The sequence below is a fragment of the Flavobacterium omnivorum genome, assembly GCF_900099915.1.
In the GTDB taxonomy this organism is placed as follows: Bacteria; Bacteroidota; Bacteroidia; order Flavobacteriales; family Flavobacteriaceae; genus Flavobacterium; species Flavobacterium omnivorum.
In genome coordinates this window covers 81,278-95,632 of the sequence record NZ_FNDB01000012.1, presented here as the reverse complement: position 1 = coordinate 95,632, position 14,355 = coordinate 81,278, and the positions used below count along the sequence as shown (strand labels likewise).

The following is a 14,355-nucleotide window of genomic DNA, read 5'->3' as shown; positions in this document are numbered from 1 at the left end:
GCATTGTCAGTTACGGTCCAAGTTACCGTTGTGTTTCCGATAGGGAAAACACTAGGCGCATCGTTGGTTACCGATTTTACCCCACAATTGTCAGCCGTAGTTGGAGATCCAAGAGTTACATTGGCTTTATCCGTTGTGCAAGAAGCAGCATCCACATTCACTGTTACAGGAGCTGCACAAGTAATGGTTGGCAGAATAGAATCGACCACCGTTACGATTTGAGTACAAGTAGCCGTATTTCCAGCATTGTCAGTTACGGTCCAAGTTACGGTTGTGTTTCCGATAGGGAAAACGCTAGGCGCATCGTTGGTTACCGATTTCACCCCACAGTTGTCAGCCGTAGTTGGAGATCCAAGCGTTATATTAGCTTTATCCGTTGTGCAAGAAGCGGCATCCACATTCACTGTTACAGGAGCTGCGCAAGTGATGGTAGGATTGATATTGTCAACGATAGTTACGATTTGTGTACAAGTAGCAGTATTACCCGCATTGTCAGTTACGGTCCAAGTTACAGTTGTGTTTCCAATAGGGAAAACACTAGGCGCATCGTTAGTTACCGATTTTACCCCACAGTTATCAGCCGTAGTTGGAGATCCGAGCGTTACATTAGCTTTATCCGTTGAACAAGAAGCGGTATCTACATTCACGGTTACCGAAGCAGCACAAGTTATGGTTGGTTTCACAGTATCCTTTACAATAACATTTTGAGTAGCTGTGACATTATTGCCGTTTCCATCATTAAAAGTCCAAGTGATGGTATACGTACCTTGAGTAGTATAGGTTAAAGGATCCGTAGTTGTTCCTAAAATTGCATTTCCAGAACACACATCGGTAGTTGTTGGAGCAGTAATAGTAGCAGAACATTCTCCGATTACATCTGCCAAAACAGGTTTAAAAGGCGCAACGGTATCATCTATAGTAATCTTTTGGATTACTTTAGTTTGATTATTGCATTTGTCAGATATTGTGTAAGTCCTAGTGATAACAGTAGGTAAATTTCCATTAGTAACATCTGAACTGGAAATACTCATGTTTGAATCAGTTGTACAATTATCACTAATTGATAAACCTAATGATTCTAAAGCTGCTACTGTTTTTACAGCAGGGGGAAGATCGCTAAGGGAACATCCTTCTATATTTAAATCAGATAAAGTACCTGTAATAATAGGTGCGGTAGTATCTTGAATTTTAATAATTTGATTTACAGTAGTAGCACCACAAAATGTTGTGATTTTGTATACTCTTTCTACTGTTATTGGACAATTTCCACTTTTTGAGTCTTTGTATGAAATGGAATATGTTCCAACAGTATTGTTATTTGTAAATGTACCTCCTGCTGTTGTAAACTGTGATAGTGAAATATTTACTTCAGTCTCGCTGTATGTTAAACCTGTTATTGCATTCGTTTCGCATCCTTCAAAGGTTTTAGTTATTGGTGCAGTAACTGTTGGTTTTGGATAAACGGTTACTGTTATTGGTTTTTTAGGACCGATACAAGAATTCTTTTCCTCAGCGACGTAATAAGTAAATATTCCTGGAGTACTGGTGTTAGGTATTAAGGTTGCTTGACCTAATACGTCCACGGAACTATAGTAAAGTAAAGTATTACCAGAGTCGCTAGGAGTTCCAGTTAGAGCCTGAGCCAAATCATCTTCACAATACTCTACATCTAAAGCTGTAGGGATTCCTGGTAATGGATTTATAGTTAATTTAACAGGTGTTCTTGTTATACTGGAACAAGAACCATTATTTGCTTGTGCATAATAAGTTTTTGAACCTACACCTATTTGGGTAGGAGAAGTTACTATATTTCCACCAGTGGCCGCGTCATACCAAGTTATACCTCCATCAGTTGCTGCAGCTGTTAAAGTTTGAGTTGTTGTTTCATCAGAACATGCTACTTGATTATTGATTATTGGAGCAGTGGGCGTTTGATTTATTGTTACTATTACAGCGATTCTTGCACTTTCACATCCATTAGTAGTTTGGCTTGCATAATAAGTTCCAGAAACCAATAAATCGGTGCTAGAGTATAAAGTACCGCCATTTGCTGCAGAATACCATTTTATAGATGTACCATTTGCAACTAAATCACTAACTTTTTTTGTGTCCCCTGAGCAGAAATTTTGATTTATAGCAGTTGGGATTGGAGTTTCTGTGACTGTAATTATTGCTTCACTTGTAGCAATATTAACTCCGCTACAAATACCTAAATTAGAAAACACTGCTCTGAATTTAGTTGTTTTGGTTAAATTTACAGGAGTGTAAGTAGTAGCGGTAGTATTTATATCTGTCCAACTAGTAAATGGACTAACTGACGATTGCCACTTTACAATAGTAGATCCAGCTGTAATGCCATTAGCCGTTAAAAGAGTGCTATTATTTCCTGAACATACAGCAGTTAATGCAGGAGTAACAGATCCTTTTAAAGGGATTCCAAAAGTTAATGGAATGTCGTTACATCTATTTGATGTAGGAGATCCACCACTTACTGAAGCCAATTTAGTGACTTTAATTAGGCCAGGATTATTTAAATCACAAATATCAACACCTATACTTGCAAATGGGATATTAAATTCTAAAAATGATCCATCTGATGAATTACAGCCATTGAAATTACCATTAGTTGCGCTTAAACCATTATTAGATACAGTAGTTAATGTTGATCCGTTTCCAGTGTAGAGCGTATAGGTAGAATTATTTTTAGCATTTAGTTCAATAATATATTCTGCGCCAGCTACTGCTAAGAAACCTCCAAACTGATCAGAAGTCAAACCTGTTGTTGGATTATTATCGGTATCTAAGTAAACTCTAAATAAAGCTGACCCAGAATTACCAATTTTCATTCCAATTTTTAGTACTGCTGTGTTTGTGTTTACTTTAGCAAATATTGTGTTAATATCGCATGTTGTACTTGCACCACTATTTACTATTTGTTTAAAGAATATTCCAGTTGCATATTCATCACCTACTGAGCTTGGACCTGGGCAATAATTTCCATCCGTTCCGCTTTCTTGACTATAACCATTAGTTACATTAGCAAATAGTGAAATAATGAAAATTAGAATAATTTTTTTAAGTTGGAGTAATTTTGTTTTCATAAAATCTATTGTATATGATTTTTCCGGATCTTTTATTAACTATCTGATTAATAAACGCATTTTTTTTATGCTAATTCTTTAAATAAAGTGAAACACAACAAGACTAATTTTTTAAAAATTTGATTGAATGACTTATCAAAAAAATTAGAAAAGTCTGAGACGATATTTTTTGAGGTAAAATATTTTTTTTCATGTAGGTTAAGAAGATTAGATTTAGGTTTTTTTGGAATTGGGCAATTTTCAAAAAGCTAAATTATTGGTAATAAATTATAGTTGTTTCTTTTTTCTATAAACAACACAAAAAGTCGTTTAAGTACATTTTTATGTTAATTCAATCTTAAAAAATTATTAAAAATATATAAAATTCGCTATTGCAGAGACATACTTGCTAGTTTATTTTACTGTTTATAATATTAATTTACATGAAGATTACGATAGTAATATTTAAATAAAGTAGATTTTTAATAAACGATATTTATACGTCATTACAGAATAAAAAGTTAAAAACAAGGATAATAAATTTTAGTTTTGTAAATTGTATTTAATAAATTTTACTAGTTGATAACAAAATTATTTTCCACTCATGAAAAACTTATTTTTGGTTCGCCATGCAAAATCAAGTTGGGAAGTTCCCATGCATGATAAAGATCGCGGTTTGACTTGTCAGGGTGTAAAAGATGCTCATCTAGTATCGTCCGAAGCTAAAGATTCAATTCCGAAAACATATGTAATTATTAGCAGTACTGCAAAAAGAACAACAAACACAGCGTTAATTTTTGCTCAAAATTTATCCTATCCTATCGAAAGTATCATTTACAAAGATGATCTTTATACATTTGATGAAAATGATTTAGAGAAAGTGATCAAATCCTATAGTAATTCTTATGAAAGTGTCATTCTTTTTGGACATAATGGAGCAATTACAGATTTTGTTAATAAATTTGGGGATGTTTATATTGAAAATGTTCCAACTTCAGGTTTTGTTCATTTAAAATTTGAAACAGAGGACTGGAAAAAAATAAAGAAAGGTAAAATTGAAAAAATAATATTTCCCAAAAATTTAAGATGAATAAAGTATTAGAATTTAAATATATTGATAGAGAAAAAAGTTGGTTGGCTTTCAACGCACGTGTATTACAAGAGGCAGGCGATAATTCAGTTCCTTTATTAGATCGGTTGCGTTTTTTGGGTATTTTTTCAAATAATTTAGATGAGTTTTTTCGAGTTCGTTTTGCAGCCATTAGACGATTAAGTTTAACTGGCATCTCTGGAGAAAAATACTTAGGAGGGATTTCAGCACAGCAATTAGTTAAGGATATCACTGAAATTGTTATTCAACAACAATCAGAAAGTTTACGAATTTTAAACATTATCGAAAGTGAACTCGAGACTAAAAATATATTTATTATAACAGAAACTGATATTACTTTTGAACAGGAAATTTTTCTAAAAGATTTTTTTATTCAAAAAGTGAGTCCTGAGCTAGTTACAATAATCTTAAATGATTTGGCAGAATTCCCGGTATTAAAAGACACTTCAGGGTATTTAGCTATTAAATTAGTTATGAATAAAAATTCAGAAGTTCGGTATGCAGTAATCGAAATTCCTAAAACAATTAATCGTTTTGTTGTATTGCCATCCAATAATGAAAAACAGTATATCATACTTTTGGATGACGTAATCAGACATAATTTGAGTAATATTTTTAATATTTTTGATTACAAAAGTGTTTCGGCTCACATGATAAAAATCACTAGAGATGCGCAATTGGATATCGATAGTGATTTGAGCAAAAGTATGATTGAAAAAATATCATTGAGTGTAAAAGATCGAAGAATAGGCGAACCGGTGCGTTTTATTTATGACCAACTCATTGAAGAAGATACCTTACAATTTTTTCTAGATAAAATGAAAATTGTCTCTACAGATAGTATTATTCCTGGAGGAAGATACCACAACAGAAGAGATTATATGGATTTTCCAAATCTAGGTCGATACGATTTATTATACCAAACTAACGATCCACTTCCTATTCCGGGATTAAGTTTGGAAGGAAGTATGCTTGAAAAAATAAGCGAAAAAGATTATTTATTGAATGCGCCGTATCAATCATTTTCTTATTTGACCAAGTTTTTGCGTGAAGCTGCCTTAGATCCTAAAGTAATTTCGATAAAAATCACATTGTACCGATTGGCAAAAAATTCTCAAATTATCAGCTCTCTTATTAATGCGGCTAAAAACGGAAAAAAAGTTACGGTTCAAATCGAATTGCAAGCTCGTTTTGACGAGGCCTCTAATATTTCCTATGCAGAGCAAATGCAGTTGGAAGGTATTGAACTTATTTTTGGAATAAAAGGGCTCAAAGTACACAGCAAAATATGCGTTATTGAAAGATATGAAAATGACAAAATAAAGCGATATGGTTTTATTTCTACAGGAAATTTCAACGAATCTACCGCTAAAGTGTACACTGACGTTACCCTTTTTACCAGTCATCAACAAATTCTAAAAGATATCATGAGGATATTTGAGTTCTTTGATATCAACTATAGAGTACATCGCTACAAACATCTTATCGTTTCTCCGCATTATACCAGAACAAGGTTTGTCAAGTTAATTGACAGAGAAATTACACACGCCTTAGCAGGAAGGAAAACACATATTAAGTTAAAAATGAATAGCTTATCTGATTTTGCAATGATTGATAAATTATATGAAGCCAGTAGAGCAGGTGTAAAAATTCAACTTGAAGTCAGAGGAATTTGTTCGTTGATTCCCGGAATTCCTGGAATGAGTGATAATATTGAAGCAATTAGTATTGTAGATAATTATTTGGAACACTCCAGAATTTATATTTTTGGTAATGCAGGGCAAACAGAAGTGTATATATCATCAGCGGATTTCATGACTAGAAATCTAGATGGTCGGGTTGAAGTAACATGCCCAATTTATGATCAAGGTATAAAAAACGAACTAATTGATAATTTTGATATTGGTTGGAAAGGCAATGTAAAAGCCCGTTTTCATTCTTACAAATTAGATAATAAGTACCGATATCGCAATCATAATCCTATTTTTAGAGCACAATTAGAAACCTATAAATATTATCAAAGAAAACTCCAAGTAGAGTCCCAAATTGAAACTAAAGTTTAATTATTTAGGGAAGGTTAATTAGCGCTTTTTTTAAGCAATGAATCAGGAGTGAATAAAATAATTTAGGTAGGAAATAAACGAATTGAAACGAAGATGATTAAAATAAAAAAATATGCAGCAATTGATATTGGTTCGAATGCCATGCGTTTGTTAATTGCAAATATTGTAGAACAAGAAGGAAAAGAACCTCAATTTAATAAAAGTTCACTCGTTCGCGTTCCCATTCGTTTGGGACAGGATGCATTTACGGTTGGAGAAATTTCGGAAGAGAATATCGAAAGAATGTGTGATGCCATGAAGGCTTTTAATCTTTTAATGAAGGTGCATAAGGTAGAACGATATATGGCATTTGCTACTTCAGCTATGCGAGAAGCGTACAACGGAAAAGAAGTTGTCGAAATAATTAAGAAGAACGCAGATATAGAAATAGAAATTATTGATGGTAAGAAAGAAGCAGCCATAATTGCTTCTACTGATTTACATCATTTGTTGAAAACCGATCAAACCTATCTTTTTGTTGATGTTGGAGGAGGAAGTACTGAATTTACGTTGTTTTCTAATGGTAAAATGATAAATTCTAGATCTTTTAAAGCTGGAACGGTGCGCTTGCTAAATGATATGGTGTGCGATGTAGTATGGGATGAAATTGAAAAATGGATTAAAATAAATACACAAGAATACGACGAAGTCACACTAATAGGTTCTGGGGGTAATATAAATAAGTTATTTAAAATGTCTGGCAAATTGCAGGAAAAACCTCTTTCATATATTTATATGAATTCGCAATATGCTTTTTTAAATTCATTATCCTATGAGCAAAGAATATCTGAATTAGGGTTGAATCCAGACCGTGCCGATGTAATTATTCCAGCAACACGTATCTATTTAAATGCTATGAAATGGAGTGGTGCAAGAAATATTTATGTACCTAAAATAGGACTTTCAGATGGTATTGTAAAAGCGATGTATTACAACAAAATATAATTTGTAACTACCCCATTATACATCTAAATCTAATCCAAATGTTGAACGTAATAGTTCAATATTTGGATTTATTTCTAAAAATCTATTATACCTGTCCTGGTCATTAAAACTTCTTTTATTTTCTACGCTTTCATTAACCATCACTTCGATGGTGATATCATGATTGTGTAAATGTCCTTTTAAATGACCTAAAAGTCCATGTATTTCTTTTTCAAAATCTAATTTTGATCCTTCATTAGGCAATTCAATTGTTATAGCGGTTCCATCTAATTTAGGATCGTTAATGAGTAATAAGGATTCCATAATTTTAAAGCCTTTCTCCCCTAAACGTTGCGCATATTTATTCCAATACAACAACATTTCTGTCTCGGTGAAAGATTCCGTGGGTAAGTGAAGTACCTGTTTTATGATTCCTTTACTACTTTCTTCTAACGCTTTTTTAGCACGAATACTGGCTAATGAAAACGTAGAAACCTTTGGTCCATCAGATTGCGGAATGTTTATTTTTGCTGCTGGAGTAGGTAATGGAATTGATGTAACAGCAGCTGTAGTTTCCGGTTCTTTTAATGGAACAGAATCTATAACTGGGATAGCAGGTTTCTGATCTTCAATTTTCGGTTGAACCGTTATCGAATAATCATTCTTTCTATAATAAGTAGATGGAATTATATATTGCTCAACTTTTTTTTTTCTCCATCATAAGTGATAGAGGCCAGTTGCATCAAACAAAGTTCAACTAGAAGTCGTTGATTTTGACTTAGTTTGTATTTTAAATCACAATCATTTGCAATCTCGATTCCTTTTAAAAGAAAGTCTTGACTGCATTTTTGTGCTTGCACACCATACATTTGCTGTGCTTGTTCCCCAACTTCTAATAAAGATAAAGTTGCAGGTGTTTTAGAAACCAATAAATCTCTAAAATGAGAAGCCAATCCGGATACAAAATGGTGCGCATCAAAACCTTTAGCTAGAATTTCGTTGAAAGCCAACAATAAATCTGGAATTTTGTTTTCCAAAAGCAAGTCGGTGATGTTAATGTACGTTTCGTAATCCAACACATTCAAATTCTCTGTAACGGCCTGACGTGTCAACTCTTTTCCACAAAAAGAAACTACTCGGTCAAAAATTGACAAAGCATCGCGCATGGCACCATCCGCTTTTTGAGCAATAATATGCAAAGCGTCATCTTCAAAAACTACTCCTTGACTGGTGGCAACTTCAGCAAGATGTTCTTTGGCATCTTTTACAGTAATTCTTTTGAAATCAAATATCTGACAACGAGAAAGTATCGTTGGAATAATTTTATGTTTTTCGGTCGTTGCCAAAATAAAAATGGCATGTTTTGGTGGTTCTTCCAGTGTTTTCAAGAAAGCATTGAAAGCTGCCGAAGATAACATGTGAACCTCATCAATAATATAGACTTTATATTGTCCCGTTTGTGGCGGGATCCGCACTTGGTCAATAAGATTCCTAATATCATCAACGGAGTTGTTAGAAGCGGCATCTAATTCGAAAACATTAAAGGCAAAATCTTCAGTGGGATCATCATATCCTGGCTGGTTTATTTTACGGGCCAAAATACGGGCGCAAGTTGTTTTTCCAACGCCACGAGGTCCTGTAAATAACAATGCTGAAGCTAAGTGATTGCTTTCTATGGCATTCAATAAAGTATTAGTAATGGCTTTTTGTCCTATAACATCTTTAAATGTTTGAGGACGATACTTACGAGCCGATACAACAAATTGTTCCATAGAAATTTTATTCGAAAGCAAATATAGGTTTTAATTTAAAGATGCAAAAATTTAAGGATTGAAAGATTTTATAATTTTCAGAATGGTTATTGTTTCCGAAATTCCCTAGCCCAGATTACTTCACAGTACTATAATTTTATTGGAGTTCAGTGAACTGCGTTTGAAGTTAAAATCCTTATACGCCGGGGTTCGGCGGATAATATTGTAACGTATAGCTGGAATAAGCTCCTAAAAAATAATTGATTTAAATTCTTGCTTTAGTTTTAAATTATTTTAGAAAACGAGCTTATTTGTCTCTTCCTTTGATGCTAAGATCAATTAAAACTCTTGCGGCACCATTATCTGAATTTGCGGCATATCCCGCTACAAATACTCCTTTTTTGCCCGAAGTTGATTTTATGCCATAAACCGTGGCTTCGTCATCTGGATTGGTATCTCCTTCGTAACGGTAAATATGTTGAATTTCATAGTGGCTAGGATTTTTTACAATATCTTCCTCATGAAGATTAAAATCAAAGGTAAATCCCATCTCATTCAAATCGTCTAAGGCTTTAGAAACGGTGGCATAATGATACATATTTGTCATAATAGAGATTTTTTAGTTATTTACTAAAGGTAACTATTTTATTATGAATTGATTGTAAAAGGGATGTTAAAGTAAATAGCTGTAAAGGAAAAAAAAGAATTAAATAGTGTAAATTTGCACCGCAGACCGCCTTATCGCCGTTTTGAGTAATCAAGAGGGAGGAAAGTCCGGACACCATAGGGAAGTATAGCGGGTAACGCCCGCCGGTTTTGTCTTTACGGACGAGATTAGGACAAGTGCAACAGAAAGTATGTACAGGTAATGCTGTAGTGAAACCAGGTAAACTCTATGCGGTGAAATATCAAGTATATCAGCATTTAAGGGCTTCTCGTCCGTTGTTGAAGGGTAGATAGCTTGAGTCTCGCAGTAATGCGGGATCTAGATAAATGATAAGGCTCTAATTTATTGGAGACAGAATCCGGCTTATAGGTCTGCATTTTTTTAAAAATTCTACTAAAGATTTTTTCTTCTAAGAACTCCTATTTATTGTACTTGCAGAATGTAGACAGCGTAATATCTCTTTTTTCGCGTTGTAAATATGCTACTCAATCGTCATCGATTTTAATTTAGTTCTGTAAGCTTCAAGCGCAACAGATTTAGAAATAAAACCATAGTATTTTTCCTCTTTAAGCACCGGTAAGAATGCTTTTTTCGATTTCTCAAACTTATTCATGACCATTTCCATACTGTCGTCTGGCGAAATTGTTTCAACAGGTTTCAGCATTATTTCTTTTACCAATGTATATTTAACGCGGTAATTATTGAATATTATTTCGCGAATATCATTAAAATGAACAATGCCTAATAAGTTTTGTTCGGTATCAACTACAGCAAATATCACTTGGTTAGAATGAGAAATGAGGTCAACGAGTCTTTCTAAATTTTCATCAGGAGTAACTGTTAAGAAATCAGTTTGTATGATGGAATTGGTCTCTAAAGTAGATAGCACATTGGTGTCCTTGTTGCTGGTAAAGGCATGCCCTTTTTGCGCTAAATTTTTCACATCCATAGAATGTTTTTCAAAACGCTTGGAAATCGCAAAACTGATTGATGCCACAATCATAAGCGGAATCATTAGATTATAGCCTCCGGTAATTTCAGCAATTAAGAAAATAGCAGTCAATGGCGCATGAAATAAACCGCTCAAAATACCTGCCATTCCCACCAAAGTAAAATTACTAACAGGTAATTTAGTAAGTCCTGTAAGATTTAAAAATTTGGAAAAAAAGAAACCAACATAAGAACCCAGAAACAGCGAAGGAGCAAAATTTCCACCATTACCGCCACTTCCTAGGGTAATTCCTGTCGCAAAAACTTTTATCATCATCGTGCAACCTACAAAAAGTAAAAGTGCCCAACTATTATCGCGAAAACTACTGAATAATGTGTTTTCTAACAATTTTCCGGGATCGTTCTCAGATAAAGTTTTGATACTTTCATATCCTTCTCCAAAAAGTGTTGGAAAAATAAAAATAAGTACCGCTAAAATAGAAGAACCAAACAACGCTTTTTTATAAGGAGATAATTTAAGTCGGGCAAAAAAATGTTCTACTTTCTGAAAATTTCGAGAGTAATAAACGGAAATGAATCCGGTAAATAAACCTAACAGGATATAAAAAGCAATATTATGATAATCAAAACTCTGTTGCTGTTTGAAGGATAGTAAAATTTCCTCGTTCAATGCAATTACAGAAACTAAAGCTCCTGTGGCCGCAGCTATCATGATAGGTGTAAAGGCTGCAATACTCACATCTACCAACAGTACTTCGATAGCAAATAATACTCCGGCAATTGGTGCGTTGAAAGCGGCGGCAATTCCGGCAGCAACTCCACAACCAATTAGTAAAGTGCGGTCTTTATAACTTAATTTATATTTTTGTGCATAGTTCGAACCAAAAGCGGCTCCTGTAATTACAATTGGACTTTCTAAACCTGCAGAACCACCTAAACCAACCGTTAATGAGCTCGTTACAATTTGGGCGTACATTTGTTTTTTTGGAATAATACTTGCTTTTTTAGCAACGGCATATAAAATTTGCGAAGTCCCTTTTTGGATTGTTCCTCCCAAAACTCTTTTAACAACAAAAACAGTAAGCAGAATACCAATTATGGGCAGAATACTATTAAGAAATCCCAGTTTTAAAATTCCACTGACATAAGTTGCAAAAGAAAATACCCAATGCGCAAAAGTTTTCAGAACTATTACAGCAAATGCGGAGGAGATTCCAACCAAAACTGCAGATAAAAATATAAACTGTTTTGGAGTCAATATAGACTGTGCTACGGCAATTATGACTTCTAGTTTGGCTATTAATTTTTTGAACATTATAATTTTTTAAAAGGGATGCAAAACTACTATTATTTTAATCCTAACAAATATTTTTCAATGCTTCTTTTGAACTTAATTTTTTTAAATTACTGGAATTTACAAACTTTATAACCGCTTTAGGATTTGATTTTGCATATTCCCGTAACGCCCAACCTATTGCTTTTTGAATAAAAAATTCGTTAGAATGCGAATGCTTTAAACATTCGGAAAATAATAAATCAGTATTCGTTTTTTGTTTGTAACCCAATTGAAATAAAATTGCACTTCGGTTCAACCACATATTCTCAGACCTTGAAAATCGTGTGATCACATTTTTGGTTTCTAATGGGAATTCGCTCAGATATTCGCCTAAAATGTACTTTGCAATCGTATCGACACTGTCCCACCAAGAATTGTTGATTAATAGTTTTTCAATCAGTTGAATATCGTCTTTTTTATAATTTCCCTTAAGTTCTTTTTTCAAAATTTCAATGGCACAATAATGAAATTCCCGTCCTGTTTTTGAATATAATTCTGATACAATTTCCATTGCGTTTGCCGAAACCTCTTCACTCTTTTCTTTCCAAATTTCCTTAAAAATACGTCTTCGTTCCTCCGTTTTTATTCCAAAAAAAGGAAAGTTGTTTTTCATGTATTTTGCCATTGCAAAAGCATTTTCCGGATTTTGATTTGCTTCAAAAGCGTTTTCTAAGGCAAGTGTAAAGTTCATAAATATTTAAATTTTTAGTCACCCTGAGCGCAGTTGAAGGGCTAAAATCCAACCGCTTTATCATCTCCTCTAAAATCCGCACCACCTTCGAGTTTTTTATTTGGTAAAACCAAAATGGCATCCACTTTTCCTATTACGGGAGTCGTTTTTTCATTGATTAAATATCCTTTTGATTTTAAGGTTCCAAATGTTTTAGTGTCGAAAGTGTTGGGTTCAAATGTGATCAAATCCGGCAACCATTGGTGATGAAAACGGGGCGCATTTACCGCTTCCTGCACACTCATACTGTATTCATAAACATTTAAAATAGTTTGCAATACTGATGTAATGATTGTTGAACCACCAGGAGAACCTACAACCATAAATAATTTACCATTTTTCTCTACGATGGTGGGAGTCATGGAACTCAACATTCGTTTTTGTGGTGCAATACTATTGGCCTCATTGCCCACTAATCCAAACATGTTAGGTTCACCTGGTTTGGCACTGAAATCGTCCATTTCGTTATTTAGGAAAAATCCCAATTCATCACAATAGTATTTAGATCCATACCCATCATTTAGGGTGGTGGTTGACGAAACGGCGTTCCCAAATTGATCGACAATTGAGTAATGTGTCGTCTCTGTACTTTCATTATAGGTCACTTTTCCTTCTTTTATTTCCGATGATAAAGTAGCTTTTTCAAAACTAAAATTCGACATTCTTTGTTTCAAATAATCATCTGCCATTAAAGCTTTCAAAGGTATTTTTACAAAATCAGGATCGCCTAGATAATAACTTCTGTCTGCGTAAGCTCTTCTTTCCGCTTCGACAATAACTTGAATGGCTTCGGTGGAATTATGGCCCATTTTAGCCAAGTCAAAAGGCGCAATCATTTTGAATATTTGAGCTAGACATATTCCGCCACTGCTGGGTGGAGGCATTGAGATTATCTTTAAATCTTTATAATCAAAAGTAAGCGGCGTTCTCCATTTGGCTTCGTATTGAGCTAAATCTTCCAAGGAGATTATCGCTCCTTTTTCCTGAAGGTATTGGACTAATATTTTAGCAGTTTCTCCTTTGTAAAATTCATCTCTGCCGTTTTTTGAGATTCTTTTTAATGTAGCGGCTAGTGCAGGATAGCGTATTACATCATTTTCCTTAAAAGCGTTTGCAAATAAGGTCTTGTCTCCATTTACCTTGATGATTTTATCTCGATATGCAGCCAACCGTTCTTCTTGTTTTTTGGTAACAATAACACCTCTTTCGGCCAATTCAATTACAGGTTTTAGAATTTCTTCAATAGGTAATGAACCTAATTTTTCATGAACGGCAAAAACGCCGGCAATCGTTCCGGGAACTCCAATAGCCAGAGGAGATTCGGTACTCTTACCTTTTATTACATTGCCTTTTTCGTCTAGAAACATATTTTTTGTTGCTGATAGTGGGGCTTTTTCTCGGTAATCTAGAGAACCAATTTCGCCATTAGCTTTCCGATACACCATAAAACCGCCACCGCCAAGATTTCCTGCATACGGATAGGCGACTGCAAGAGCCATTTCTGTTGCTACCATCGCATCAAAAGCATTGCCGCCTTTTCTCATGATTTCAACACCAATTTTGGAAGCTTCTTCGCGTGCGGAGACTACCATTGCTTTTGTCGCAACTAACCCCGTAGGTGGAGCGCTATTTTGTTGGGTTTTGCAACTCATAGTTAAAACACTCAGTAGTATAATTATTTTTTTCATCCGAATACTATAAAT

The 14,355-nt window shown here is 34.2% G+C and carries 11 protein-coding genes and 1 other RNA gene; 5 read left to right on the top strand and 7 right to left on the bottom strand.

Annotated features, from left to right (window positions below; genetic code table 11):
• Positions 1–3,101 (bottom strand): HYR domain-containing protein (locus BLS90_RS11905; RefSeq protein WP_139171417.1); only part of this gene is annotated, 3,101 nt, incomplete at its 3' end.
• 583 nt (positions 3,102–3,684) lie between these two features.
• Here BLS90_RS11905 and BLS90_RS11900 point away from each other — a divergent pair.
• From BLS90_RS11900 to BLS90_RS11890, 3 genes are all read left to right on the top strand, one after another.
• Entirely contained in the window at positions 3,685–4,170 is a 486-nt protein-coding gene (locus BLS90_RS11900; protein WP_091257984.1) for a SixA phosphatase family protein, read from the top strand.
• Positions 4,167–6,254: a polyphosphate kinase 1 gene (gene ppk1, locus BLS90_RS11895; RefSeq protein WP_091257982.1), complete on the top strand. Its 2,088-nt coding sequence runs from the start codon at positions 4,167–4,169 to the stop codon at positions 6,252–6,254. Before BLS90_RS11900 ends, ppk1 begins: the two co-directional genes overlap by 4 nt.
• A 93-nt stretch (positions 6,255–6,347) precedes the next feature.
• Positions 6,348–7,238: a Ppx/GppA phosphatase family protein gene (locus tag BLS90_RS11890; protein ID WP_091257980.1), complete on the top strand. Its 891-nt coding sequence runs from the start codon at positions 6,348–6,350 to the stop codon at positions 7,236–7,238.
• Positions 7,239–7,253: 15 nt separating this feature from the next.
• Here BLS90_RS11890 and BLS90_RS11885 read toward each other — a convergent pair whose 3' ends face one another.
• Entirely contained in the window at positions 7,254–7,541 is a 288-nt protein-coding gene (locus BLS90_RS11885) for a DNA polymerase III (protein ID WP_245705103.1), read from the bottom strand.
• Between the two features lie 103 nt (positions 7,542–7,644).
• Between BLS90_RS11885 and BLS90_RS11880 the strand changes: the two genes are divergently transcribed.
• Positions 7,645–7,842, top strand: a complete 198-nt coding sequence (locus tag BLS90_RS11880; RefSeq protein ID WP_091257976.1) for a hypothetical protein — start codon at positions 7,645–7,647, stop codon at positions 7,840–7,842.
• A gap of 61 nt (positions 7,843–7,903) precedes the next feature.
• On the opposite strand, the gene dnaX is transcribed toward BLS90_RS11880, so the two are convergent.
• A complete protein-coding gene (dnaX, locus tag BLS90_RS11875) occupies positions 7,904–8,989 on the bottom strand; it encodes a DNA polymerase III subunit gamma/tau (protein WP_091257974.1) in 1,086 nt (361 codons plus the stop codon).
• Positions 8,990–9,275: 286 nt separating this feature from the next.
• On the bottom strand, positions 9,276–9,575 hold the full coding sequence (locus BLS90_RS11870; RefSeq protein ID WP_091257972.1) for a hypothetical protein: 300 nt from the start codon (positions 9,573–9,575) through the stop codon (positions 9,276–9,278).
• Between the two features lie 118 nt (positions 9,576–9,693).
• On the opposite strand from BLS90_RS11870, the gene rnpB reads away from it, so the two are divergent.
• An RNA gene (gene rnpB / locus BLS90_RS11865) (RNase P RNA component class A) lies at positions 9,694–10,017 on the top strand.
• 99 nt (positions 10,018–10,116) lie between these two features.
• On the opposite strand, the gene BLS90_RS11860 is transcribed toward rnpB, so the two are convergent.
• Genes BLS90_RS11860 through ggt form a run of 3 tightly spaced genes read right to left on the bottom strand, consistent with a single transcriptional unit; the run spans position 10,117 to position 14,340 of the window.
• Positions 10,117–11,901, bottom strand: a complete 1,785-nt coding sequence (locus BLS90_RS11860; protein WP_091257970.1) for a chloride channel protein — start codon at positions 11,899–11,901, stop codon at positions 10,117–10,119.
• A gap of 43 nt (positions 11,902–11,944) precedes the next feature.
• Positions 11,945–12,613: a DNA alkylation repair protein gene (locus BLS90_RS11855; RefSeq protein WP_091257968.1), complete on the bottom strand. Its 669-nt coding sequence runs from the start codon at positions 12,611–12,613 to the stop codon at positions 11,945–11,947.
• A 41-nt stretch (positions 12,614–12,654) separates the two neighbouring features.
• A complete protein-coding gene (ggt, locus tag BLS90_RS11850; RefSeq protein ID WP_091257966.1) occupies positions 12,655–14,340 on the bottom strand; it encodes a gamma-glutamyltransferase in 1,686 nt (561 codons plus the stop codon).
• Positions 14,341–14,355: the final 15 nt, after the last annotated feature.